Raw genomic sequence first — 25,497 nt, 5'->3', positions numbered from 1 at the left:
ACGCAATGGCGACTATCCTGGTCCTTCACGGGCCCAACCTGAACCTGCTGGGCACTCGGGAAACCGGGGTCTACGGCACCATCACCCTGCCCCAGATCAATCAGGACCTGGAGCAACGCGCGCGCGATGCCGGTCACCACCTGATGTATCTGCAAAGCAATGCCGAGTATGAACTGATCGACCGTATTCACGCCGCGCGCGGTGAGGGTGTGGACTTTATTTTGATCAATCCGGCTGCTTTTACGCACACAAGCGTTGCAATACGTGACGCGCTGATGGGAGTGAGCATCCCATTCATCGAAGTGCATTTATCAAACGTGCACAAACGCGAACCTTTCCGCCATCACTCCTACTTTTCAGATGTCGCTGTAGGAGTGATCTGCGGCCTGGGAGCCAGCGGATACCGCCTGGCCCTGGAAGCCGCCCTGGAACAACTGGCCGCCAGTGCCAAGCCATGACGAGTCCAGCCTGACGCTGACCACATCGCTTGAAACGGCCGACAAATTGCCCTTACAGAACCTTGGGAGTTGATTAATGGATATTCGCAAAGTCAAGAAGCTGATCGAATTGCTGGAAGAGTCCGGCATCGACGAGCTGGAAATTCGTGAAGGCGAAGAATCCGTACGGATCAGCCGTCACAGCAAGACTCCAGCGCAGCCTTACTACGCGCCAGCCCCGGTTGCTGCGCCTGTCGCCGCACCGGCTCCAGCAGCCGCTCCGGTCGCAGCAGAAGCACCATCGGCTCCGAAACTGAACGGCTTTGTGGTCAAGTCGCCAATGGTCGGTACGTTCTACCGCACCCCGGCACCTACTTCGCCTGCATTCGTCGAAGTGGGTCAGACCGTCAAGAAAGGCGACACCATCTGCATCGTTGAAGCGATGAAAATGATGAACCACATCCAGGCAGAAGCCAGCGGCGTGATCGAATCCATCCTGGTAGAAAACGGTCAGCCGGTTGAGTTTGACCAGCCGCTGTTCACAATCGTTTGACCCGGGGAGAGCCTGCGATGTTGGAAAAAGTTCTAATCGCCAACCGCGGCGAAATTGCCTTGCGCATCTTGCGTGCCTGTAAAGAACTGGGCATCAAGACCGTCGCTGTACACTCCACGGCAGATCGCGAGTTGATGCACCTGGGCCTGGCAGACGAAACCGTCTGCATTGGTCCGGCACCAGCCAATCTGTCCTACCTGAACATTCCGGCGATCATCTCGGCTGCCGAAGTGACCGGTGCCACGGCGATCCACCCTGGCTACGGCTTCCTCGCTGAAAACGCCGATTTCGCCGAACAGGTCGAAAAATCGGGTTTTGCCTTCATCGGCCCGAAAGCAGACACCATCCGCCTGATGGGCGACAAGGTTTCTGCCAAGGACGCCATGAAGCTGGCCAACGTGCCAACCGTTCCGGGCTCCGACGGCCCGCTGCCGGAAGACGAAGCAACCGCTCTGCGCATTGGTCGTGAAGTGGGTTACCCGGTGATCATCAAGGCCGCCGGTGGCGGTGGTGGTCGCGGCATGCGTGTGGTTCATCGCGAAGAAGACCTGATCGAAGCCGCCTCCCAGACCCGCGCCGAAGCTGCGGCCTGGTTCAGCAACCCGATGGTCTACCTGGAAAAATACCTGACCAACCCGCGTCACGTGGAGGTCCAGGTCATTTCCGACGGCCAGGGCCAGGCGATTCATCTGGGCGACCGCGACTGCTCGCTGCAGCGCCGTCACCAGAAGGTTCTGGAAGAAGCACCGGCACCGTTCATCGACGAACAGGCGCGTGCGGATGTTCTGGCTGCCTGCGTCAAGGCGTGTATCGATATCGGCTATCGCGGCGCGGGTACTTTCGAGTTCCTGTACGAGAACGGTCGTTTCTACTTCATCGAGATGAACACCCGTGTTCAGGTGGAGCACCCGGTATCCGAAATGGTCACCGGTATCGACATCGTCAAGGAGATGCTCAGCATCGCCGCCGGCAACAAACTGTCGTACACCCAGGATGACGTGGTCATCAAAGGGCATGCGCTGGAATGCCGGATCAACGCCGAAGACCCGAAAACCTTCGTTCCAAGCCCAGGTCTGGTCAAGCACTTCCACGCACCGGGCGGCAACGGTGTGCGGGTCGATTCGCACCTGTACAGCGGCTACAAGGTTCCGTCCAACTACGACTCGCTGATCGGCAAAGTGATCACCTGGGGCGCGACCCGCGAAGAAGCCATGGCACGCATGCGCAATGCCCTGGACGAAATCGTGGTCGACGGAATCAAGACCAATATCCCGCTGCACCGTGATCTGACCCGTGATGAAGGCTTCTGCGAAGGCGGAGTCAACATCCACTACCTGGAGCACAAACTGGCCAATCAATAAGCCTGTGTGTTTCAGAACGACAAAGCCGCAGCGATGCGGCTTTGTTGTTTGCAGCGCATAGCAGTAAACTTGCCCGCTTCCTGCGGCCGTGCCGGCCGTGCAAGCCGCACTTAATTTCCGAATCGAAGGTAATCCGCCATGCCTTGGCTGCAAGTCCGTCTCGCCATCAGCCCAGAACAAGCCGAAACCTACGAAGACGCCCTTCTTGAAGTCGGTGCCGTGTCCGTGACATTCATGGACGCCGAAGACCAGCCGATTTTCGAGCCTGAACTCAACACCACGCCGCTATGGACACACACCCATTTGCTGGCGCTGTTCGAAGCCGACACCAATGCCGAAATGGCCTTGGCACACCTGAGCCTGCTGACCGGCGAAGAACTGCCCGAGCACAGCGCCGAAGTCATCGAAGATCAGGACTGGGAGCGCAGCTGGATGGATAACTTCCAGCCAATGTGTTTCGGCAAGCGCCTGTGGATCGTGCCAAGCTGGCATGCTGCACCGCAACCGGATGCCGTGAACCTGCTGCTTGATCCTGGCCTGGCATTCGGCACCGGCACCGGCACCCATCCGACCACCGCACTGTGCCTTGAATGGCTGGACGGCCAGGACCTCAAAGGCTGCAACGTGCTGGATTTCGGTTGCGGCTCGGGCATTCTGGCCATCGCCGCTCTGCTGCTGGGTGCCGAACAGGCCGTGGGCACTGACATCGACGTGCAGGCACTGGAAGCCTCTCGTGACAATGCCGGACGCAATAACATCGCTGCCGAGCGCTTCCCGCTGTACCTGCCCGAGGACTTGCCACATCAGCAAGCCGATGTGCTGGTCGCCAACATTCTGGCTGGCCCGCTGGTTTCCCTGGCACCGCAACTGGCATCGCTGGTCAGGACCGGCGGNNNGGCGGTCGCCTGGCGCTGTCAGGCATCCTGGCCGAACAGGGTGAGGAAGTCGCTGCGGCCTATGCTGACAGCTTTGATCTGGACCCGATCGCAAACCGAGATAGCTGGGTACGCATCACGGGACGCCGCCGTTAACCGCCGCTTCAACCGGACAGCCGCATGACCGACAGTTTTGTCACCCAGTGCCCGCACTGCCAGACCAGTTTCAGAGTCAGNNTGCTCAACTGAGCGTGGCCCGCGGCGTGGTGCGATGTGGCGCCTGCCTGCAGGTTTTCAACGCAGCCCGGCAGTTGCTGGAGCAGCGCGCCATAGTCGACTCCGAAAAGGAGGCCCTGAGCGCCGCACCGGTGGTCATAGCGCCGCCCCAACCAGAGCCTGCGTCGACGCCTGAACCCGAATTGAAGCCTGAACCGGAAAAGGCCCATGAAGACGATGACCCCTGGCAGGTCAGCGAGCTGGATCTGGACAATCTGAACCTGGACGAAGAACTGGCTCGCCTCGAACAGCGCGAGACCCGACGACCCGACACCTTCGCCCGCCCGGCCAGCGACAACGGCACTGACGATGAGAACCTGACGGCGAAGCGTGACAATCGCCAGACCGACGAGGCTGCCTGGGTCGGCACGCTGCACAACGACGATGTCGAACGTCTGCCCGAGCTGCACGCCGAGGTCATCCCCGCCCCGGATCCGCCCGAAGACCCGGAGGCTTTGCCCGACGACAAAAGGACCGAGCCCTCGCTGTCACTGGACAAGCACCTGGACGATGACGAACCCGTCGTGCTTGTTACCACACCGCGCAAGGCCCTGCCTGCCGAAAAAGTGCAACGCTGGTCAGCCGTGGATGACGACGAAGATCATGACGACGACGAACCAGAACCTGAACCACGTGGCAGACGCAGCCGTAACGAACCTGCAGTGCGCGAGCAGGCACTGCTTGACCTGACTGACGACCCTTTGCAACTGGACTGGCAGCCGCCCAAACCGCGCTGGGGCCGACGCTTTGCGTGGGGCCTGTTGATCGTACTGGCTTTGGCGGGTCTGGTAGGTCAATACGTCTGGTACCATTTCGATCAACTGGCGCGCCAGGATCAGTATCGCCCGTGGTTCCAGCAGATTTGCCCGCAAATTGGCTGCAAGGTGCCGACCAAGGTGGACATATCCCAGCTCAAGAGCAGCAACCTGGTGGTACGCAGCCATCCTGAGTTTCAGGGGGCTCTGGTGGTAGACGCGATCATCTACAACCGTGCCTCGTTTTCCCAGCCGTTCCCGCTGCTGGAGCTGCGTTTTTCCGATACCGGCGGTCAGTTGATTGCCAGTCGTCGGTTCAAGCCCGGTGAATACCTGAGCGGCGAAATGGCCGGCAAGGAAGAGATGCCACCGCAAACGCCGATCCATATCGCGCTGGATATCCTTGATCCAGGCGCCAAGGCCGTGAATTACAGCCTGAACTTCCGTTCGCCGGAATGACAGGCCTACTGCCATAACGTCGGCTTTACTTGATCCAATACAGGCTCGTTAGGCCAGGGAACGCTGCATGATCGCAGAATTTACAGCGCCAGATGCCGTGTAATCGTTCTCTGCAAGCGCTACAACCAGCTGTTCAGATTTTATCCAATTCAGCCTTTATCCAGTCATCGAGAGCGGGTATCATGCCAACCCTTTTTCAAACTCTCGGTTCGATCTGACGGTGGCGCAAGCGGCTGGCGGGACGGGCCGTTGCAGACCGGGTGAAACGGTTTTTTACACGGCCTGCGGATGATTTGGCCTCCACAACAGGTAAGGCTATGTCGGCAGTACGCATCGGCCCATATACAGTGCAAAACGGCTTGGTCCTCGCCCCGATGGCGGGCGTCACCGACCAGCCTTTCCGTCAGCTGTGCCGACAACTCGGTGCCGGCCTGGTGGTTTCGGAGATGGTCACCAGTGACATGAGCCTGTGGAACAGCCGCAAATCGCGTCTGCGCATGATCCACGAAGGTGATCCCGAGCCGCGCTCGGTACAGATCGCCGGCGGTGATCCGCAGATGCTGGCAGACGCAGCACGTGCCAATGTCGAACTGGGTGCCCAGATCATCGACATCAACATGGGTTGCCCGGCCAAGAAGGTCTGTAACAAGGCAGCAGGTTCGGCGCTGTTGAAAGACGAGCAACTGGTGAACGACATCCTGCAAGCCGTCGTGGCTGCGGTCGATGTGCCGGTTACGCTGAAGATCCGCACCGGATGGGATCGCGACAACCGGAACGGCCTGACAGTGGCGAAAATCGCCGAGCAGGCCGGTATTCAGGCACTGGCGGTACACGGGCGAACCCGTGCCGACCTTTACACCGGCGAAGCCGAGTACGACACCATTGCCATGATCAAACAGGCAGTGTCGATACCGGTGTTTGCCAACGGCGACATCGATTCACCCGAAAAAGCCCGGCGCTTGCTACAGGCTACCGGCGCAGACGGGTTACTGATTGGCAGGGCCGCCCAAGGGCGTCCCTGGATTTTTCGCGAGATAGAACACTTCCTGCGTACCGGAGAAAAACTCCCGGCTCCGCAGTCGAGTGAAGTGGAACGTATTCTGCTTGAGCATCTGGCAGCGCTCCACGTTTTCTATGGAGATGTGATGGGCGTGCGTATTGCACGCAAACACGTCAGTTGGTATCTCGCAACCCTGCCGGGCGCCAGAGAGTTTCGCGCCCACTTCAATCGTTTGGAAGATACGGAAGCACAGTGCGCCAACGTCCGGGAGTTCTTCAGCCAAGGCTGCAAGGGCCCGGATAACGAGAATGATAAAGAGGTGGCCGCATGACGATGATGACCGAGACTTTAGTGAGTGGAACAACACCCGTGAGCGACAACGTCAATTTGAAACAGCACCTCAACACGCCGAGCGAAGAGGGTCAGACCCTGCGCGGAAGTGTCGAGAAGGCGCTGCACAATTATTTCGCCCACCTCGAAGGCGCATCCGTCACTGACGTCTACAACCTGGTGTTGTCGGAAGTCGAGGCTCCGCTTCTGGAAAGCGTGATGAACTACGTCAAGGGCAACCAGACGAAGGCTTCCGAGCTGCTGGGACTGAACCGCGGCACGCTGCGCAAGAAACTCAAACAGTACGATCTGCTTTAAAGCATTCAAAACAGAAAAGGCGACCTTGCACCGCGGTCGCTTTTTTTTGCTGACTTCTTTTGCTTTTGATGGAAATCGAGATGACCGACCAGACTACCCGCCTGCCTATCCGTCGCGCCCTGATCAGCGTATCCGACAAGACAGGAATCCTTGAGTTTGCCCGCGAGCTTGAAGCACTGGGCGTCGAGATTCTTTCCACTGGCGGTACGTTCAAACTGCTCAAGGACAACGGCGTCGCGGCAGTCGAAGTGGCTGACTACACCGGCTTCGCTGAAATGATGGATGGCCGGGTCAAGACTCTGCACCCCATGATCCACGGCGGCATTCTGGGTCGTCGCGGCATCGACGACGCCATCATGACCGAGCACGGCATCAAGCCGATCGATCTGGTTGCAGTCAACCTGTATCCGTTTGAAGCCACTGTATCCAAGCCGGGCTGCGACCTGCCGACCGCCATCGAAAACATCGATATCGGCGGCCCGACCATGGTCCGTTCCGCTGCGAAGAACCATAAAGATGTCGCAATCGTGGTCAACGCCAGTGACTACGGTCAGGTATTGGAAAGCCTCAAGGCTGGCGGCCTGACCTATGCACAGCGCTTCGACCTGATGCTCAAGGCGTTCGAGCACACCGCCGCCTACGACGGCATGATCGCCAACTACCTGGGCGGCGTCGACCAGACTGCCGAAACCCTGAGCACCGAAGGCCGCAGTCAGTTCCCGCGCACCTTCAACACCCAGTTCGTCAAGGCCCAGGAAATGCGCTACGGCGAGAACCCGCACCAGAGCGCGGCGTTTTACGTTGAAGCCAAACCTGCCGAGGTCGGCATTGCCACGGCCACCCAGCTGCAAGGCAAGGAACTGTCGTTCAACAACGTCGCCGATACCGACGCCGCGCTGGAATGCGTCAAGAGCTTCGTCAAACCGGCCTGCGTGATCGTCAAACACGCCAACCCGTGCGGTGTCGCGGTCTGCCCGGATGATGAAGGCGGCATTCGTCAGGCGTACGAGCTGGCCTATGCCACCGACTCCGAATCGGCATTTGGCGGCATCATCGCCTTCAACCGCGAGCTGGACGCAGCAACGGCCAAGGCCATCGTCGAGCGCCAGTTCGTCGAAGTGATCATCGCGCCAAGCGTCAGCGCCGAAGCGCGTGCCATCGTGGCCAGCAAAGCCAATGTGCGCCTGCTGACCAGCGGCCAGTGGAGCGAGCGTCTGCCTGCCTGGGACTACAAACGCGTCAATGGCGGCTTGCTGGTACAGAGCCGCGATATCGGCATGATCACTCAGGCAGACCTCAAGGTCGTTACCCAGCGTGCCCCTACCGAACACGAAATGCACGACCTGATCTTTGCCTGGAAAGTCGCCAAGTACGTCAAGTCCAACGCCATCGTCTACGCCCGCAACCGCCAGACCGTAGGCGTCGGCGCAGGCCAGATGAGCCGCGTGAACTCGGCACGCATCGCCGCCATCAAGGCCGAACATGCTGGGCTGCAGGTACAGGGCGCAGTCATGGCCTCCGATGCGTTCTTCCCGTTCCGTGACGGTATCGACAACGCGGCCAAGGTCGGCATCACTGCCGTCATCCAGCCCGGCGGCTCGATGCGTGACAACGAAGTGATTGCAGCAGCAGATGAAGCAGGCATCGCGATGGTCTTCACCGGCATGCGCCATTTCAGGCACTAATCAGAAAAACGGTCGCACTGGCGCAGGCGTCTAGTGCGCCAGTGCGGTCTCGTACGGCGGTTGGGTCGCCTCAGGCACACCGCGTACTCCAGAATCAGCGTCATCGAGGTTTTTGAAATGAATGTTTTGATCATTGGCAGCGGCGGTCGTGAACACGCCCTGGCATGGAAAGTCGCTCAGGACCCACGTGTGCAGAAGGTGTTTGTCGCACCCGGCAACGCGGGCACGGCCATCGAAGCCAAATGCGAGAACGTGGCTATCGACGTTCTGGCACTGGAGCAACTGGCGGATTTCGCTGAAAAGAACGTTTCACTGACCATCGTCGGTCCTGAAGTGCCGCTGGTTGCAAGCGTTGTCGACCTGTTCCGCAGCCGTGGTCTGGACTGCTTCGGTCCGACCGCCGGCGCTGCGCAGCTTGAGGGTTCCAAGGCATTTACCAAGGACTTCCTGGCGCGCCACAAGATCCCTACTGCCGACTATCAGAACTTCACCGAGATCGAGCCTGCCCTGGCCTATCTGCGTGAAAAAGGCGCTCCGATAGTCATCAAGGCCGACGGCCTTGCAGCAGGCAAGGGCGTGATCGTCGCCATGACCCTGGCAGAAGCCGAAGATGCCGTGCGTGACATGCTCGCTGGCAACGCCTTTGGCGAAGCCGGCTCCCGCGTCGTTATCGAAGAGTTTCTCGATGGCGAAGAAGCCAGCTTCATTGTCATGGTCGACGGCAAGAATGTGCTGCCCATGGCCACCAGCCAGGATCACAAGCGCGTCGGCGACGGCGACACCGGCCCGAACACCGGTGGCATGGGGGCCTACTCCCCTGCCCCGGTGGTCACCGCCGAAGTTCATCAACGTGTCATGGATCTGGTTATCTGGCCGACCGTCAGGGGGATGGCTGATGAAGGCAATGTTTACACCGGATTCCTCTATGCTGGTCTGATGATCGACAAAGCTGGCAACCCGAAGGTCATCGAATTCAATTGCCGCTTCGGCGACCCGGAAACCCAGCCGGTCATGCTGCGCCTGCAATCAAGTCTGGTACTGCTGGTTGAAGCAGCGCTGGCGCAGGCGCTGGACAAGATCGAAGCACAGTGGGACCCCCGTCCAAGCCTGGGGATCGTCCTGGCCGCTGGTGGCTACCCCGGCGATTACGCCAAAGGCGCAGTTATCGAAGGCCTGGAAGCTGCTGCACAGTTGGAAGGCAAGATATTCCACGCAGGCACTGCCTTGCAGGATGATCGTGTCGTGACCAGCGGCGGTCGTGTACTGTGTGCTACGGCACTGGGTGACAGTGTTGGCAATGCGCAGCAAAATGCCTATGCGTTGGCTGCCAAGGTTGATTGGCAAGGATGTTTCTATCGCAAGGACATTGGCTACCGTGCCATTGCCCGAGAGCGTGGCGAAGAGCTGGAATAATCGATCAGGCCTGCCTCTTCAATCAGAGGCAGGCCGATTGAACCGGCATTCGCGGTTTTACCAGGCATTCACTCACGAAGGGATTTCATTGTGCGCTGGCTCAGGATTGCCATAGCCTCAATCGCTGGGCTGCTGACCCTGCTGTTCATGCTTTCGGCACAGGCCGAGCATGGCGCAGGTTGGTCGACGCTGCTCGACGAAAAGGCTCACCTGACGCTGGATGAAATTCGTTCGGCGCGCTATCAGAATCAATTCAGTCCTACCGAGCTGGAACGAGTCACTGCAGCGGAACGTGACAGTGCGGTATGGCTGCATTACCGCATGCTGCCTACCCAGCACGAGCAGCTTCTGCGCATCTTCGCTCCGGACCTCGCCAGCGCGGACATGTATGTCATGGATGGCGATCAACAGATTGATCACCTGCGCACCGGCAACGAGGTGCCCAAGGAAGATCAGCGTCTGCCTTCGAACGATTTCCTGCTGCCGATCCCGCAGAGTTCGAACACGCTGGATATCTACCTGAAGCTGGTCTCCACCCAGAAAATGCGCCCCAGCATTACCCTGGAGCCGGCCATCAAAAGCGCCGCCGACGAGACCGAGCCGTTCCTGTTCGGGCTGCTTTTCGGTGCGCTGTCGATGCTCATTGTGCAGAACCTGACGCGCTACGGGCATACACGTTCGCGTAGCAATCTATGGCTCGCCGCCTGTGAAGCACTGCTCGGGCTCAGTGCCCTGTTGCTGCTTAACCTGCTGCGACCGATTGACCCGTGGAATATCGCACAGACTCCCAGTGCGCACATTGCGCTGTTGCTGGCGGCTGTCGCAGGCCTGATCTACACCTACTGCTTCTTCGTCCATCGCAACGCCCGCAAACTGGATCGTCTATTGCTGGGCAACGCCGTGCTCATGGGCATCGGTACTGTGCTGGTACTGCTGGACGACAGACTGCCGATCAATATTCTGACTTTCGGCCTGGTCTCGTTGACGACGTTGAGCATTCTGGCGGTGTCGATGTGGCACTGGCAGAAAGGCTATCGTTCGGCGCGTCTGTTTGTCCTCGGGATGATCATTTTCAACATTGGTTACATGGTGGTTCTGCCGGGCCTGCTGTGGCTGAGTCTGGTGCCGCCACAGTGGCTGATACTCGCGCTGCTCAGCGTGTTCTGCATCAGCGGTCTGTCGATGAGCCTGGCCCTTAGCGAACGCCATCGCAGCATCACCGAAGACCGCTTCAGCCTCAGCCGTGATCAGGCTGCGAGTACCGCCGAAATCAACGCCAAAGCCGAATTTCTGGCCAAGATCAGTCACGAGATTCGCACCCCCATGAATGGCGTGCTGGGCATGACCGAACTGCTGCTCGGTACGCCGCTGTCAGTCAAGCAGCGCGACTATGTGCAGACCATTCACAGTGCCGGTAACGAACTGCTGACGCTGATCAACGAGATTCTGGACATCACCAAGCTCGAGTCAGGGCAGATAGAACTGGACGATGTGCAGTTCGACATCGGCGCGCTGGTCGAGGACTGCCTGAACATCTTCCGCGCCAAGGCCGAGCAGCAGCAGGTCGAGCTGATCAGCCAGATCCAGCCCCAGGTGCCACGGGTTATCAATGGTGACCCGACTCGCCTGCGCCAGACGCTGTTGAGCCTTCTGGAAAATGCCCTGAAGAAGACTGACGAAGGTGAAATTCTTCTGGCCGTCGCCCTTGAGTCTTCGAAAAACGGAAAGACGCGTTTGCGTATTTCGGTGCAGGACAGCGGTGAATCGCTTTCCGACGAAGAACGTGAAGAGTTGCTGCACGCCGAACTGCACAGCCGGAACTTCCTGGCCAGCAGCAGGCTCGGTGGTCACCTGGGGCTGGTCATCGCCCGCCAGTTGATCATCCTGATGGACGGTGAATTCGGTATTCAGAACAGCGGCACCCAGGGCAACACGTTATGGCTGAACCTGCCGCTGGACGCAAAGCTGCTGGAGCAGCCGACCATCGATCTGGACAGCCCGCTGAAAGATGCCAGAGTGCTGGTGGTTGACGACAACGATACCTGCCGCAAGGTGCTGGTCCAGCAATGCAGCGCCTGGGGCCTGAATGTCAGTGCAGTGGCGTCCGGCAAGGAGGCACTGGCCTTGCTGCGGACCAAGGCGCATCTGCGCGACTATTTCGATGTGGTCCTGCTCGACCAGAACATGCCCGGCATGACCGGCATGCAACTGGCCGCCAAGATCAAGGAAGACCCAAGTCTGAATCATGACATTCTGTTGATCATGCTTACCGGTATCAGCAATGCCCCAAGCAAGATCATTGCTCGCAACTCCGGTATCAAGCGCATTCTGGCCAAACCGGTGGCGGGCTACACGCTCAAGACGACGCTGGCAGATGAACTGACCCAGTTGAACAAGGGCGTTGCTGCACAAAAGCCTGGCCCGGTCATCAATACGCCGGTCAGCGTACCGGGCGACTTCCGGATTCTGGTAGCCGAAGACAACAGCATTTCGACCAAAGTGATCCGCGGCATGCTCGGCAAGCTCAACCTGAATCCCGATACGGCGAGCAACGGCGAAGAAGCGCTGCGTGCCATGAAGGCGCAGCGTTATGACCTGGTACTGATGGACTGTGAAATGCCGATACTCGACGGTTTCTCGGCAACCGAGCAATTGCGTGCCTGGGAAGTCGGCAATCAGCGGGTGCGCACACCGGTCGTTGCACTGACTGCGCATATTCTCACTGAACACAAGGATCGTGCACGCCAGGCAGGTATGGACGGTCACATGGCCAAACCTATCGAGCTGTCGCAACTGCGCGAACTGGTCGAACACTGGGTAGCACACCGCGACAAGGCTCGCGGACTGCCTTCGGACGGTGAGCAGTATCGAAGAAACTGACAGCAACGGGAAAGGCACACAGTGGCCTGATAGACTGGCGCTGCCATCCACCTGCTGCTGTGAGTCGAAGCCATGCTTCACGTGTTGTTCAGCGTCTATCTGAAAATGCTGGTGCTTTACAGCCCGTTTTTCGTTCTTTCCTGCTTCATCAGCCTGACCCGCGGTCACTCGCGCAAGGAACAGCGGCGTCTGGCCTGGAAGGTAGCGCTGGCGACACTGATTTCCAGCATCTTGCTGTATCTGTTCGGTAGAGTGATTTTCGATGTATTCGGAATCACGGTCGATGCCTTCAGGATTGGGGCTGGCAGCGTGCTGTTCATATCCGCGCTGGGTATGGCCCAAGGCAAATCAGCCGTCCAGACCGATAATATCCAGCAGGATGTGACCATTGTTCCGCTGACCATTCCCCTTACCGTCGGCCCCGGCACCATCGGTGCGCTACTGGTCATGGGCGTCAGTCAGCCTCATTGGGATGACAAACTCACTGCCATCCTGAGTATTGCACTGGCCAGCCTCACGGTTGGCGTGGTGCTTTACCTCTCCAACCGTATCGAACGTATCCTGGGCGATCAGGGTTTGCAGATTGTCAGCCGCCTGATGGGGTTGTTCGTCTGTGCGTTGGCGGCACAAATCATCTTTAGCGGTATAAGGGGCTATCTGCTGCCCTGATACAACTCAGATACGTGCAGCCCGCACCAGCCCTTGCGCCCTGCCGTCCAGATACCGCGTTACATCATTACGATGTGCGGCGTAAATCTTGCGGTCAAAGGTGTAACTGCCGCCCTTGAAGTGAAACAGCAGCCGTCGGCTACCTGCCGCGTGCTCGTCCACGCTCAGATGCAGACTGCACAGCAACAGAAGTACCCGATCAGGTTCATACTTCTCGCAGGGCACTACCTGGAAGCTGCCCAGACGGCCTTGTTCAAAGCCGTTTTTAAAGTAAGACTCTGCCGCCTGATTCACTCCCAATGCTGCGACAGCGCGCTGCACCATGCCGCCAAGGCGCTTGCGGTCCGCTGGACTGCTGACCTTGAAGGTCGCCTGTAACAAATCATCGACATTGCTTACGACCAGTGAGTCGCCCAGAACCACGCCTTTTTGCTGTATGCCACGTGTCTTGAGCCGGCTGCGGTAGTAATGCATCCAACTGCTCCACTGCGTCTTGAAATCAAGCTGCTTACCTGCGAACAACTGCGCATCCAGAAGTACATCCTGAATGTCCGTGCGCTCCTCACTTGTAAGCCCCGGAAGAAACGTCACCATACTGGGGATATCGCCCAGATACGCCGCATTGCCTGTGCCTGCTTTCATTTGAGTAACTCCCTTCCATGGGAACTTGACCGTCGTTATAAATTGATGATTTCAGCGGCAGCACGATCAGCCAGCATGTCCTGAACAGTCTGGCGAAAAGGTTCGAAGCTCTTGCGACTGAACCGAAACGCAGTACCAACAGCATGTACTTGCATTTCTCCGCCAAGAATCTGCCAGAAATAAAGCGCTGGCCTCGACGCAACGGTGGTCATCTGCAGGCTGCACAACAGGATCATCACCTCGTCTTCGCTGTGCATTGCACAAGGCATGAGTTGAAAGCTTTCAGAACGTCCAGACGTAAACCAGCTGCTGAAAAATGTCTTCGCATGGTTACTGCTCAGCAGCCTGTCGAGTGAGCTGCGATAGGGCCGGCGAAGCTCGACGGAGTTATTGACCATTGGAAGCTGCAATTTGCCAATGTCCCTGAAACTGTGAATTCTCAAGCGCACGTCGTTAATCACCGCGCTGCGCCGTCCACCCGTTGCAAGAATGGCTTGCTGGTAAGCGTCCAGCCATGAACGCCAGGCCATGCGCGGGGAATGCTGGTCATCGGCGACAAGTTTCGCGTGATGCAGACAGTCCTGTACGTCCTGACGCAAACCGGGCTCGACGTTACGGGCGAACGACAGGAGATTGGCCCCTGCCAGCAGGGTCTCATCCAGATCAGACATAAGGCGTTTCCCCAAGCGACATGATCATGCCGGGACGCCTGCTCGACAACGCCGTGTCGATGTCATCGCGAAACTGCGAATAGACCTGTTCAATCAATTGCATTTTATAAACGGTCACAGCGATGTTGCCGTAGACACTTTGCGGTTCGAGTACTTCGAAAAGAAAACCGGATGGCAACGGCTGACGTGTGGCGAACTGAAGCTGCGCCAGCGTCAGGTTGTGCTGATCGTCGAAGAACCCCAGTTGCAGGACTACGCCGACCTGCAATTTTCCCGCATGATTCAAACCGCTCTGTACCGTCTGGCTACGCAGCAACTGAAGCGCCGTGTTATGAGCCGATTGCTTGCACACTTTACGCATCAATGTTCCTGCGTCCTGCAGGGTCTGCGCTGACACTGACGGTGCAAGGGCACGCTCGAGGCAACCCCATACGGTTCGGACAGCATCTACCGGCAAAGGCTCGCTGACGTGTTCGCTGGCATTCAGCACCCAGCCGAAACGCAGAGCCGCAGCAAGGCGGGTTTCATTCCATTTTCCGAACTCGGCGAACCTGGGGTGCTGCTTCGATGCTGCCAACTGCACATACAGCATCGAGTCCAGCACATCGTTTTTCGGCGCGACCTGCTGCGACGTGGGGAAAAACAGCAAACAGCCGGCATTGACGACTGCGGCATCCAATTCCTGCTTCATGGGAGAAATTCCTTTTTATCCCGAAAGCGGAGGCAACCCGTGCCTCCGCAAATAACCCGATCAGATTTCAAACTCTTCGATCGCGCTCTTGGCGTTGTCGCTCAGCTTTTGCTGGATCAGGTCGCGATGGCGCGAATACAGGCTCGTGTTGAGCACCAGGTTGTCCTCGCCTTTCCAGGTTTCAACGTTTGTGTCCTGCCACTCCCAGAACAGGACATTGGTGACATCACTGTCGGTCTGGAAGCTGACCGCGCCCATGGACAGAGTCACGGTCTTGTCATCGGACTCGATGCACGAGGCAATACGGAAACTGCCTCCGCGGTGGGTTTTTGTCTGGCCTTCAAACAGGCGCAGAGGCTCTTTTTTAGCTTTCAGTGCAGCGATTGCATCCGCAGCGACCTTGAGCATCAGCAGCGATGCAGGCCCAGGCAAAGCGGCAGCCGCAACAGCCGAGCCAAGGATCTCAAGGCCGACTTCGTCCATGGTGAAACGCTGCTGGGTAGCACGATAGCGGGCATAGTTCCAATGGGTGGAAAGCCAGCCAACCTTCGAGAGTACTTCGTTGAATTTGTCGTACCACTGATCACCCTGGGTTTCAGGGCTGAACGCCTTGTTGGCCACAAGGGTGGCAAACAGAAAGGAGTCCATGACGTCTTGCTTGCTCTGCCGCGAAACGCCCTCGGCAAATGCCAGCAGACTGCTTGCAACCACAGCACCCTTGGCAGCTTCATCGCCTGGGTCAAAGTCAGTCTCGTCACTGGCCAGAAGCAATTCAGGCTTTATGGCTGCTGCGTGGGCGATGGACGAAGCAGGGCATTCAGCCAGCTCACAAGCGGCAATGTAATCAAGGTTGTCGGTCATGCTCATCGTATTGTCCTGTTTCATTTCATTTAGTCCTTTAATTCGTGAGTCCTTGTGGACAGATACGAGACTAATCAAATAAATCAGGCCGTTTTTCCGGCACTTTCGAGCGGTCTATTGATGGCTTTTTCAACTGCCGCGGCAACACTCGATGGCGCGCGCAAAACTCAAGCTGTGCTCAGCCCTCGGTAAACAGCGGGCGAAAGAAAAATCCGTGGCAGGACAGAGAAAAAAGCCACAAGCCTGGCAACTTGAAGAACATCCGTTCGCGCAAGCAGCCAGGCCGAAAACTCGGCCTGAATGCCTGTTGATACGCAGAGGTTTCAGCACTTTCCCACAGTAAATTCGATACAGGTACGACAAGCCTATGGGCTCAGGCTGTAGGTTTCGCGCCATACCAGCGGGGCGTGTAGACCCAATTGCCGCCTTCGTTGCGAGGAAAGGTGCAGGTCAGGGAAGAGCCGATCAGCACCATGGTTCGCATGTCCACCTGCTCCGGCGTCAGTTCACCCAGCGTAATGACGCGCAGTGTCTGGCCAGGACGACCGATGTCGCGCCCAAGCGTGACGGGCGTTTCAGGAGTGCGGTGCTGGCGAACTATCTCCAGCGCACGCCCCAGTTGCCAGGGTCGTGAACGGGAAGTCGGGTTGTAGAAGGCCAGCGCAAGGTCTGCCTGACAGGCAAGGTCCAGACGCTTTTCGATGATCTCCCAAGGCTTGAGGTTATCGGACAGCGACAACACACAGAAATCATGCCCCAACGCCGCACCAGCCTGAGCGGCGGTTGCCAGAGAAGCCGAGACACCCGGGAGAATCTCCAGCTCGACCGAGTGCCAGTGCGGGTTGCCGGACTCGTGCAGCGCTTCAAGCACTGCCGAGGCCATGGCGAACACGCCCGGATCACCGGACGACACCACAACCACCGAACGACCTTGCGCGGCCAGTTCGAAGGCATGCCGGGCACGCAGCATTTCTTCGCGATTGTCGGTGCAATGCAGTACCTGATCGGCACGAAACGGCCCGGCCATGCGCACGTAGGTTTCGTAACCCAGCACATCATTGGCGCGTGCCAGTTCAGCCTTGACGGCAGGCACCATAAGGTCCGCTGCGCCGGGGCCCAGGCCGATGACTGCAAGCCGGCCACGCCCACGGCCGATGTTCTGCACATCCAGCGGTTGAGTCGCGACGGCAATCGCCATGTCGTCGATGCTGAGTGGCGGCAACCGTTGCGGCACGCAGCGGGAGGCCATTTCGCTGGCCGCCCCAGCCTTGTCGAAGCGCACCGGGACGCCCAGCTCGCTGGCTGCCTGATGCAACTGCGCATTGGCCATCTGCTCTTCGCTGGCCAGCAGGCAAGCCAGGGATTGCTCGGCAATGCTTGCGTCGTGCAACGCCGAGCGGACCCGCATAGCCAGTTCAGCGGTTATTTCGCTGACGGCGACCAGTACACTGCGCGGGTAGATCAGTAATTCATGGGGAGCGGGCTCACGTAGGGCGCAGCCGACATGAATCGTCAGCTCAGCCTGCGGGTCTTCGGGCAGTTGCGCTCGCTCCAGCCAGGGTGCCTCGCCTTCAATGCGCACCGGTTCGCCGGAGAGCAAGTCGGAAACAAAACGCTTGCCCAGCTCCAGGTCGCCCAGTGCATAGCCGCTGGGCGGGTTGAGCAGGCAGGTGCCGAAGCGCAATTCGCCGCTGGTGGTGATTGCCGGTGCAACGCCAAGCCCGTTGGCAATGCTGCGCGCCATGACATTGACCCCGCCCAGGCCACCAAGCAGTGGCACCACTGCACTACCGTCCTCAGCTACGGCGAGTACCGGCGGCTCGACGCCCTTCTCCAACAGCAGCGGGGCCAGGGTGCGAATCACTATGCCAGCGGCACACAGGGCGATAATAGGGGTGTTTTGCTGATACAACTGACGCAGCGTGCTACCGAATTCGCTGTAGGTAATGTCAGCGTTCTGCACACGCTCGGCCAGGCCATGAATCTGCGCATCGGGAAACAGCTGCTGAATGCGCCGCGCGGTAGCCAGGCTGCCATTGCCGAGAATGACGATGGCCGGAATGTTGAGAGTCATCAGCCTTGCCACCTGTCACCCGGAACGATAATCAGCGAAAAATACGGCGAAGACATCGGGTCTACCTGATCCAGCGGGACGATTTTCTGGTTGGCCATGGTTGCGCGCTCGACATACAGCGCACGCCCGGCCATGCCCAGTTCGGTCAGCACTTCACGGACCTTGTGGAAGTTGCGTCCCAGTTTCATGATCACTGCTGCATCGGCATCAGCCAGCTTGCGTTTCAGGTCCTCGTGGGACAGCACGCCGGACAGCACCGACAGGCTCTGGTTGCGATACACCAGCGGCGCGCCCAGTACCGAAGCGCCACCGAGCATCGAACACACACCCGGAATCACTTGCGCCTCGTAGCGCTCGGCCAGGCGGTCGTGCAGGTACATGTAGGAACCGTAGAAGAACGGGTCGCCTTCGCAGATCACCGCGACATCGCGCCCGGCGTTCAGGTGCGCCGCAATGTGCAGGCTGGACTCGTCGTAGAAGTCGCTGATGACTTTTTCGTAGGACAGCGGCGCTGGCAAGGCTTCGGTGGTGACCGGGTAGACCAGTGGCATCAACGTTTGAACGTCCTGCAAGTGCGCTTCGATAATGCCGAATGCGTTGCCCTTTTTACCCTTGGCCACGAAGTACGCCACCACAGGCGACTCCCGCAGCAGGCGCAGCGCCTTGACGGTAATCAGCTCCGGGTCGCCGGGGCCGACGCCCAGGCCAATCAATCGACCGCGTGCCTGCATCATTCGATCTCCGTGGCCAGTGCATTGACAGCGGCCACGGCCATGGCGCTGCCGCCACGACGACCCTGCATGATCACAAATGGCACGCCACGGCTGTCTGCGGCAAGCATGGCCTTGGACTCGGCAGCGCCGACAAAGCCAACCGGAAAGCCGAGAATCAGCGCTGGTTTCGGCGCGCCTGCATCGAGCATTTCGAGCAGATAGAACAGCGCAGTCGGCGCATTGCCGATGACCACTACGCTGCCTTCCAGGTACGGACGCCACAGCTCCAGCGCCACCGCAGAGCGCGTATTGCCCAGTTCGAGCGCCATTTCCCGCACACCTTCATCGTGCAATGTGCAGATGATCTGGTTGTTGGCGGGCAGCCGGGTACGGGTGATGCCTTCTGAGACCATGCGTGCGTCGCAGAGGATCGGTGCACCGGCGGCCAGGGCATTGCGCCCGGCCGTACCGGCACCCGGCGAGAAGCGCAGGTCTTCAATGACTTCGACCATCCCGCAGGCATGGATCACGCGCACGGCGAGTTTTTCCAGGTCGGCGGGGATCGTGTCCAGGCGCGCTTCGGCGCGAATGATCGAGAAGGAGTTGCGATATATCTCCTGACCATCGCGGATGTAATCAATCATGCAATGTTGCTCCGTGAGTCGGCGTTCAACTGCGCACCGACTGCTTCAATAGTAAGGTCACGCGCGCGCAGCACACCGAAACCGGCATGCGCTGCGTCGCGAAAATAAAGGTCGTAACGGCCGGGCGAAACGGCCAGCAAGGTTACCGGCGCTACGTGAGCAGCAGCGCAGGAACGCGTGCAACCGCTTAAATGAACGGCCTGACTGGCAACAAGGCCGGTAGCCAGTTGCAGCGCATCAGCCTTGGTATCGGCCAGCCCTTTTGCACAGCCGGCAGAACCGGTACACGCCACCATCTGCGCCAGTGGCTGTTCGGCCGAACAGATCAGACCCGCGGCCTGCAACGCCGTCATCACTGTTGCAGCGCGCTCGACCGGCACATTGGGCAACAGCAGGCTCTGCCAGGGCGTCAGGCGCAAAGTGCCGTCGCCCTGCTCTTCTGCCAGTTGCGCGACGATGGCGAGCGTGGCGGCATCAAGACGCCCCAGCGGAACCACCGCCCCCACCGCAACCCGCGCAGGCTCGGCCTGTGGATAAATACCGATATGCCGATTGCCCTGAATGGCCGGGCGCTGCCAGCCGGTGACGGCTTGATCCACCCGCAACGCGCAGTCCAGCCGGGTAGAAAGCTCGCGCAACAAATCGTCGGTCGACACCTCGGCCAGCAGATGCCGCATCCGGGTGTGCTCCGGGCGGGCCAGATCGAGGAACAATTCCAGCAACCCGACAACCAGCGTTTCTCCAGCCGCCAGCGGCACAGCGGCCAGCGGTCGATCATTGGCCGGGCAACCGGCCAGCCCGAACGCCAGCAGCACTTCGCCGTCGAGGTTCAGCGCCGACAGCCACACATCATGCGCGTGTTCGAGCATCACCAGCGCTTCACCAGCATCCAGCGACAACGCAAATTTGGGTGACAGCTCATGGAAGCGCGGGTGATTTTCCAGCGCATCGAGAACCTGCGCCGCCAACGGTCGGGCATCGAACAGCATGCGCGAATCCAGCCCCGCGGTCGGGCTGAGCATCAGGTTGCGCACATCGTCACTGGCAGGGTTGGCCGGGCCGAGTCCTGCCGCCATCAATGCCTTGATCAACCCATCGTGATCAGCGCCGATGCCGCGAATTTGCAGGTTGGCGCGGTTGGTGGCTTCGATAACGCCCTGTGCATAAGTCTGCGCAGCCTCTGCAACCGCTATTGCCTGCACACTGCTGATGACCCCGCCCGCCAGCTTGATCCGGCAGATCCCGCCGTCCAGTGCCGGGACGATACGCAGCAACCCCGGACAGGCCGAGGGGCGTAGCGTTGCAGAGGATGTGCGAGCGGACTGCGGCTCGTTCAATGGATCACCCGGTATGAACTGGACGTGGATTAGAGCACTTGTACCCCGTCGGGCGCGGTATTATGCCTGCTTTGTCCGCAGGCATGAAAAGGCGCTCTGTCGGAAGTTCGGATTGAGGTAGGTACATGTCGCCGTGGCTGACAGTCGTGGGAATCGGAGAAGACGGTTACAAGGGCCTGGGCAAGAACGCCCGGCACGCTCTGCTGCACGCTGATCAGGTGTTCGGCGGTCCGCGCCAGCTGGCATTGCTGCCGCCGTGCATTCGCGCCGAGCGGCGTGCATGGCCGAGTCCATTTTCGATGAACCCGGTGCTGGAACAGCGCGGTGCCGAAATCTGCGTACTGGCCAGTGGCGATCCGATGCTGTTCGGCGTCGGCGCCAGCCTGGCACGCGTAGTCGCCATCGACGAAATGCGTATTCTGCCCGCCCCTTCTTCTTACTCTCTGGCCGCCGCTCGTCTGGGCTGGCCGTTGCAGGAAGTCGTTACCTTGTCAGTGGTTGCCCGTCCGGTAGCCGCATTGAACGCTCATTTCCATCATGGCGTACGTCTGCTGGTGCTGAGCAATGATGGCAGCAGCCCCGCAGTGATTGCCGGTTTGCTGCGCGAACGAGGCTTTGGCCCTAGCCGCATGACGGTCCTGGAGCATCTGGGAGGTGAAGCCGAACGGCGCGTCGAGGGGCTGGCCAGTGAATGGGGCAATCCCGAGATCGCTGCACTGAACCTGGTTGCCGTCGATTGTCGCGCCGACGCCAGCGCCATTCGCCTGAGTACAGTGGCCGGTTTGCCAGACAGCGCTTTCGAGCATGACGGCCAGTTGACCAAACGCGACGTGCGGGCGATCACCCTTGCCCGCCTTGCTCCGGTGCCGGGTGAACTGCTTTGGGACGTCGGCGCGGGCTGCGGCTCCATCGGCATCGAATGGATGCGCGCGCACCCGACCTGCCGGGCGATGGCCATAGAAGCGGACGAAGGCCGTCAGCAACTGATCGAATTCAATCGCGATGCGTTGGGCGTGCCGGGCCTGAAATTGGTCCGTGGCAGCGCGCCACAGGCGCTGAGCGGTCTGGAGCGTCCGGATGCGATTTTCATCGGCGGTGGCGTGACCCATATCGGCGTGCTGGAAACCTGCTGGGAGCAGCTGCGCTCCGGTGGGCGGCTGGTCGCCAATGCAGTAACCCTGCAAAGCGAGGCTGCACTCATGGCCTGGCGCGAGCGGCATGGCGGCGAACTGACGCGTATTCACGTCGCCCATGCTCAGCCTCTTGGCGGGTTCGATACGTGGCGTCAGGCCTTGCCGATCACTCTGCTGGATGTAGTCAAACCCTGATGCGCGAAGAAACCGCCGAACAGCCTGCTCCGCTGCGCAGTGGCCTGACCACCGGCAGCTGCGCCACAGCAACCAGCCTCGCGGCAGCGCGGCTGTTACTCCGCGGGCAAATCAGCGATGCGGTAGAGATTGTGTTGCCCAAGGGCAAACAGGTGCAGATGCGCCTGGAATTCTGCCGCCTTGTGGATAACTTCGCCGAAGCCGGAACACTCAAGGATGCCGGGGACGATCCCGACGTTACTCACGGCGCGCTGGTGTTTGCGCGCGTCAGGCTGGAAATGGCACCCGGCGTGCGCTTCGTGGCAGGCGCAGGTGTAGGCAGCGTGACCCGCCCCGGCCTGGTGTTGGCGGTGGGCGAGCCCGCCATCAACCCGGTGCCTCGACGCATGATGACCGAACACTTGCTGCAGCTGGCGGAAGAACTCGGCTACAGCGGTGGTTTCGAGGTTACGATTGGCGTCGAGGACGGCGAAGCGCTGGCGCTCAAAACCATGAATCCGCGCCTCGGTATTCTCGGCGGACTGTCGATTCTCGGCACCAGCGGGATTGTCCGGCCCTTCTCCTGCGCAGCTTACATCGCGTCGATCCATCAGGGCATCGACGTCGCCACCACCAACGGCTATCGGCATATTGCCGCCTGCACCGGCAACGCCAGCGAAGACACCATGCGCCGCGTGTACAACATCCCGGATACCGCCCTGATCGAAATGGGCGATTTCGTCGGTGCAGTGCTCAAGCACCTGCGCAAGGTGCCTGTGGATAAGTTGAGCCTGTGCGGTGGCTTCGGCAAGATCAGCAAACTGGCCGCAGGCCACATGGATCTGCACAGCCGCCATTCGAGCATCGACCTGCCGCAACTGGCGCTGTGGGCGGCGGATGTCGGCGCGGACGCAGACCTGCAACAACGTGTTCGCGATGCCAATACCAGCCAGCAGGCGCTGGCGATGTGCGCAACGGCGGGCGTGCCGCTGGGCGATGAGGTGTGTCGTCATGCGCTGGCTTTTGCCCGCAGCGTGGTGCCTGCACAGGTTCAGGTCGAAGTGTTCGCCATAGACCGTCAGGGCGGTATCGTCGGTCAGGCGGGCGTTGCGTTATCGAAGGAACACACATGAAACGAATTCTGCTGTTGGGCGGCATTACCGAAGCGCTGGCGATTGCACGCAGGCTCGGGCCTGAGCACATCTATAGCCTGGCAGGTGTGGGTCGAGTGCCGGCAGATCTGGCCTGTCAGTTGAAAGTTGGCGGCTATGGCGGCGCAGAGGGCATGGCGCAATACATTCGTGACCAGGGCGTCGACTTGCTGCTGGACGCTACCCATCCGTATGCCGCGCAAATCAGCCGCAACGCTGCATGTGCAGCCCGGCTGACTGGAATTCCCTGCTGGGCCTTGCGTCGCACTGCCTGGCAGGCTGGTGCGGGTGATGACTGGCGCGAAGTGGCCGACTGGTCAGAACTGGTCACGGCACTGGCGCCCTTCAAGCGCCCACTGTTCACCCTGGGGCGCGAGCCTTTGCAGCATCTGCACGAGATTCCGGAGCATCAATTCTGGACGCTTCGGGCATTGGACAGCTACCCCGGCAATGACCACTGCGAAGTGATCGGCGCGCGCGGCCCGTTTGCACTGAAAGACGAACGTCAGCTGTTTGAACAACGCGATATTGATGTGCTGATCAGCAAAAACAGTGGCAGCAGCTCCACCGAACCCAAGCTTGAAGTCGCCCGCGAGCGCGGCCTGCCCGTCCTGATCCTGAAACGCCCGGAGTTGCCTGAGGTGGATCGGATTTTGTGGAGCGTGGATGAGGTGCTGGAGGCGTTGGGGCTGGAGTGAATGAACCGTCTTCAGTCCTCATGAAAATCGTGAAACAACCCGGCCAGTGGGAGTGAGCTTGCTCACGAAGAGGCCGGTACAGCCGCTGAAAATCAATTGATCCGTTAATCCGCCTTCGCGAGCAAGCTCGCTCCCACAGGGTCGTTATTTTCAAAGCCAAATTGCGTCCCATAAGGGATAATCACGCACGCTTTTGACCAAGCCGGCTCGAACAGGATTGGCAACAATATAACGGGCGAAATTTAAAAGGCTTTCTTCAGTGCGGATGCTTACGTCGTGGAATCCGCTTTGCCAAAAAGGTCCACTGCAGCCGCTGGCTCTGTTTATGGTGATCGCGCTTTTCGATTTGACGCGCTGTACAACTCTGGATAACGAGTGGCTATTCAACTGCAGCAGCCAGTGAATATGGTCCGGCATGACGACCCACGCTAATGAATCGGCCAGTTGCTGCTCCTGGACTTGCCGAAGCTCATCGACGAAGAGACGCCCCATGCGCCAGTCAGAAAAAGCAGGTTTTCTCTGGAGTGTTTTCGCGGTGACCAGATAAATCTGGCCTGTACCGGAGATCCGTCCGATGCGCAAACGATGCGACTTTGCCCTCTCACTCATCCCATCACCTTATGGCTGCGTGCTTGGGAGCGACTCTACAAAGCGCGCACACTTAGCGTGTGCTTAAAGGTTTACCTGAGTGTTTTGTATGTCCAGTCGAGCTGCCCTTCACTCTTTTTCTAAAACCTCCGGAGAACCCCCTCAATGCTCAAAAACGCACTCCTGCTGGCCGCATTACTGCTGCCAGCCTGCTTTGCCCAGGCCCATGAGTACAAGGCTGGGCCGTTGCTGATTGGCCATCCCTGGTCAATGGAGCTGCCGCCCAATGCGCCGACGGTCGCGGCGTATTTCACTGTCGAGAACAAGGGCGACAGCGCAGATCGTCTGATCAGCGTCGACAGCCCCATCGCCGGGCAAGCGCAGTTGCATGAGCATATACATGCCGACGGACTGATGAAGATGCAGCACGTTCAGGCGGTCGACATCCCGGCCGGTGCGAAGGTGAGTTTCGCGCCGATGGCCTGGCACGTGATGCTGCTGGACCTGAAAGACCGTTCGAAGCTGGTCACCGGCCAACGCTTCCCGATGACCCTGCATTTTGAAAAGGCGGGAGATGTCGAGGTGCAGGTCGTGGTACAAAAGCAGGCTCCGGAACACCAGCACTGAGTCGTTTTACAAAGTGAGCACATTGCGCCGCGTTCGCGACAGATCAGCCACCCGTAACAAACGGGGCGCATGGCTGAGTCTGTTCGCCATGTTGATGATCTTTATCGGTCCACTGGTTTCCCAGTCGATGCCGATGGATCATCACGCCGGCATGTCGATGTCCATGCCAGCCAGTATGGATATGTCGGCAGACAGCCACGCCCATCACGGCGGCGAGCATTCCATGCCTGCCGATGCGGGCATGAGCGATCACGCGCTGTGGGCAAAATGCGGCTATTGCACACTGCTATTCAGTTGCCCGGCGCTGCCCCATGTGCTGGAACTGGTCGCAGCCCCGCCGCCAAGGCCGGGTGATTTCTTTGCCTCGCAGCCGCTGCCGGGGCATGCACACAAGGCTATATTCCCCAATGCCCGAAGCCGGGCACCGCCAGCGCTCACCACGGCATAACCCGAAAAAAAGATTCCACGACGGCGCGCAGCAG

Annotated in this window: 23 protein-coding genes and 2 pseudogenes; 16 read left to right on the top strand and 9 right to left on the bottom strand. The window is 59.5% G+C overall.

What is annotated here, in order from left to right:
- The first annotated feature begins 5 nt into the window (after positions 1-5).
- From aroQ to ALO64_RS05975, 11 genes and pseudogenes are all read left to right on the top strand, one after another.
- Positions 6-458, top strand: coding sequence for a type II 3-dehydroquinate dehydratase (gene aroQ, locus ALO64_RS06025; RefSeq protein ID WP_044344132.1), 453 nt, complete (start codon positions 6-8; stop codon positions 456-458).
- Positions 459-534: 76 nt separating this feature from the next.
- Positions 535-990 (top strand): acetyl-CoA carboxylase biotin carboxyl carrier protein, encoded by a 456-nt coding sequence (gene accB / locus ALO64_RS06020; RefSeq protein WP_044344133.1) that lies wholly within the window; start codon positions 535-537, stop codon positions 988-990.
- A gap of 17 nt (positions 991-1,007) precedes the next feature.
- Entirely contained in the window at positions 1,008-2,351 is a 1,344-nt protein-coding gene (accC, locus tag ALO64_RS06015; protein ID WP_002555371.1) for an acetyl-CoA carboxylase biotin carboxylase subunit, read from the top strand.
- Positions 2,352-2,489: 138 nt separating this feature from the next.
- Positions 2,490-3,382: pseudogene (gene prmA / locus ALO64_RS06010) on the top strand (50S ribosomal protein L11 methyltransferase).
- Between the two features lie 24 nt (positions 3,383-3,406).
- Positions 3,407-4,716, top strand: a pseudogene (locus tag ALO64_RS06005) (DUF3426 domain-containing protein).
- Between the two features lie 317 nt (positions 4,717-5,033).
- Positions 5,034-6,047, top strand: coding sequence for a tRNA dihydrouridine synthase DusB (gene dusB / locus ALO64_RS06000; RefSeq protein ID WP_044344135.1), 1,014 nt, complete (start codon positions 5,034-5,036; stop codon positions 6,045-6,047).
- The gene (fis, locus tag ALO64_RS05995) at positions 6,044-6,364 is read left to right on the top strand and encodes a DNA-binding transcriptional regulator Fis (protein WP_002555375.1); all 321 of its coding nucleotides are present in this window, start codon (positions 6,044-6,046) and stop codon (positions 6,362-6,364) included. The genes dusB and fis overlap by 4 nt, the downstream gene beginning before the upstream one ends.
- A gap of 80 nt (positions 6,365-6,444) precedes the next feature.
- The gene (purH, locus tag ALO64_RS05990) at positions 6,445-8,049 is read left to right on the top strand and encodes a bifunctional phosphoribosylaminoimidazolecarboxamide formyltransferase/IMP cyclohydrolase (protein WP_005732154.1); all 1,605 of its coding nucleotides are present in this window, start codon (positions 6,445-6,447) and stop codon (positions 8,047-8,049) included.
- 117 nt (positions 8,050-8,166) lie between these two features.
- Positions 8,167-9,462, top strand: coding sequence for a phosphoribosylamine--glycine ligase (gene purD / locus ALO64_RS05985; RefSeq protein WP_044344136.1), 1,296 nt, complete (start codon positions 8,167-8,169; stop codon positions 9,460-9,462).
- A 90-nt stretch (positions 9,463-9,552) separates the two neighbouring features.
- On the top strand, positions 9,553-12,342 hold the full coding sequence (retS, locus tag ALO64_RS05980) for a hybrid sensor histidine kinase/response regulator RetS (protein WP_002555378.1): 2,790 nt from the start codon (positions 9,553-9,555) through the stop codon (positions 12,340-12,342).
- Between the two features lie 72 nt (positions 12,343-12,414).
- Entirely contained in the window at positions 12,415-13,011 is a 597-nt protein-coding gene (locus ALO64_RS05975; RefSeq protein ID WP_044344137.1) for a MarC family protein, read from the top strand.
- Between the two features lie 6 nt (positions 13,012-13,017).
- Here ALO64_RS05975 and ALO64_RS05970 read toward each other — a convergent pair whose 3' ends face one another.
- From ALO64_RS05970 to cobG, 8 genes are all read right to left on the bottom strand, one after another.
- Positions 13,018-13,653: a hypothetical protein gene (locus tag ALO64_RS05970; RefSeq protein ID WP_005732153.1), complete on the bottom strand. Its 636-nt coding sequence runs from the start codon at positions 13,651-13,653 to the stop codon at positions 13,018-13,020.
- Between the two features lie 35 nt (positions 13,654-13,688).
- On the bottom strand, positions 13,689-14,324 hold the full coding sequence (locus ALO64_RS05965) for a hypothetical protein (RefSeq protein ID WP_044344138.1): 636 nt from the start codon (positions 14,322-14,324) through the stop codon (positions 13,689-13,691).
- The gene (locus tag ALO64_RS05960; protein WP_044344139.1) at positions 14,317-15,015 is read right to left on the bottom strand and encodes a hypothetical protein; all 699 of its coding nucleotides are present in this window, start codon (positions 15,013-15,015) and stop codon (positions 14,317-14,319) included. Before ALO64_RS05960 ends, ALO64_RS05965 begins: the two co-directional genes overlap by 8 nt.
- A gap of 60 nt (positions 15,016-15,075) precedes the next feature.
- The gene (locus ALO64_RS05955) at positions 15,076-15,900 is read right to left on the bottom strand and encodes a hypothetical protein (protein WP_044320609.1); all 825 of its coding nucleotides are present in this window, start codon (positions 15,898-15,900) and stop codon (positions 15,076-15,078) included.
- Positions 15,901-16,249: 349 nt separating this feature from the next.
- Complete coding sequence (cobJ, locus tag ALO64_RS05950) at positions 16,250-17,950, bottom strand: precorrin-3B C(17)-methyltransferase (RefSeq protein ID WP_044344140.1); 1,701 nt, start codon at positions 17,948-17,950, stop codon at positions 16,250-16,252.
- On the bottom strand, positions 17,950-18,684 hold the full coding sequence (locus ALO64_RS05945) for a precorrin-2 C(20)-methyltransferase (RefSeq protein WP_002555382.1): 735 nt from the start codon (positions 18,682-18,684) through the stop codon (positions 17,950-17,952). Before ALO64_RS05945 ends, cobJ begins: the two co-directional genes overlap by 1 nt.
- Complete coding sequence (locus tag ALO64_RS05940) at positions 18,681-19,307, bottom strand: precorrin-8X methylmutase (RefSeq protein WP_002555383.1); 627 nt, start codon at positions 19,305-19,307, stop codon at positions 18,681-18,683. The genes ALO64_RS05945 and ALO64_RS05940 overlap by 4 nt, the downstream gene beginning before the upstream one ends.
- The gene (gene cobG / locus ALO64_RS05935; RefSeq protein ID WP_080395775.1) at positions 19,304-20,644 is read right to left on the bottom strand and encodes a precorrin-3B synthase; all 1,341 of its coding nucleotides are present in this window, start codon (positions 20,642-20,644) and stop codon (positions 19,304-19,306) included. Before cobG ends, ALO64_RS05940 begins: the two co-directional genes overlap by 4 nt.
- A 125-nt stretch (positions 20,645-20,769) precedes the next feature.
- On the opposite strand from cobG, the gene ALO64_RS05930 reads away from it, so the two are divergent.
- From ALO64_RS05930 to ALO64_RS05920, 3 genes are read left to right on the top strand one after another with little or no spacing between them, the layout of a single operon-like run.
- Complete coding sequence (locus ALO64_RS05930) at positions 20,770-21,972, top strand: bifunctional cobalt-precorrin-7 (C(5))-methyltransferase/cobalt-precorrin-6B (C(15))-methyltransferase (protein ID WP_044344142.1); 1,203 nt, start codon at positions 20,770-20,772, stop codon at positions 21,970-21,972.
- Positions 21,972-23,084: a cobalt-precorrin-5B (C(1))-methyltransferase gene (locus ALO64_RS05925; RefSeq protein WP_044344143.1), complete on the top strand. Its 1,113-nt coding sequence runs from the start codon at positions 21,972-21,974 to the stop codon at positions 23,082-23,084. The genes ALO64_RS05930 and ALO64_RS05925 overlap by 1 nt, the downstream gene beginning before the upstream one ends.
- Positions 23,081-23,800, top strand: a complete 720-nt coding sequence (locus ALO64_RS05920; RefSeq protein WP_044344144.1) for a cobalt-precorrin-6A reductase — start codon at positions 23,081-23,083, stop codon at positions 23,798-23,800. The genes ALO64_RS05925 and ALO64_RS05920 overlap by 4 nt, the downstream gene beginning before the upstream one ends.
- Before the next feature lie 150 nt (positions 23,801-23,950).
- On the opposite strand, the gene ALO64_RS05915 is transcribed toward ALO64_RS05920, so the two are convergent.
- Positions 23,951-24,409 carry an REP-associated tyrosine transposase gene (locus tag ALO64_RS05915; RefSeq protein ID WP_005732139.1) on the bottom strand — a complete coding sequence of 153 codons (459 nt, stop codon included), beginning with the start codon at positions 24,407-24,409 and terminating at the stop codon, positions 23,951-23,953.
- 144 nt (positions 24,410-24,553) lie between these two features.
- Here ALO64_RS05915 and ALO64_RS05910 point away from each other — a divergent pair, with 144 nt between their 5' ends.
- The gene (locus tag ALO64_RS05910; RefSeq protein WP_002555389.1) at positions 24,554-25,015 is read left to right on the top strand and encodes a copper chaperone PCu(A)C; all 462 of its coding nucleotides are present in this window, start codon (positions 24,554-24,556) and stop codon (positions 25,013-25,015) included.
- Positions 25,016-25,028: 13 nt separating this feature from the next.
- Positions 25,029-25,463, top strand: coding sequence for a DUF2946 domain-containing protein (locus tag ALO64_RS05905; protein WP_044320604.1), 435 nt, complete (start codon positions 25,029-25,031; stop codon positions 25,461-25,463).
- Positions 25,464-25,497 lie beyond the last annotated feature (34 nt).

It is taken from the genome of Pseudomonas meliae, from assembly GCF_001400515.1.
Taxonomy (GTDB): Bacteria; Pseudomonadota; Gammaproteobacteria; order Pseudomonadales; family Pseudomonadaceae; genus Aquipseudomonas; species Aquipseudomonas amygdali.
Note: the sequence above shows the minus strand (reverse complement) of the source record. Positions and strands in the feature narration are given on the sequence as shown.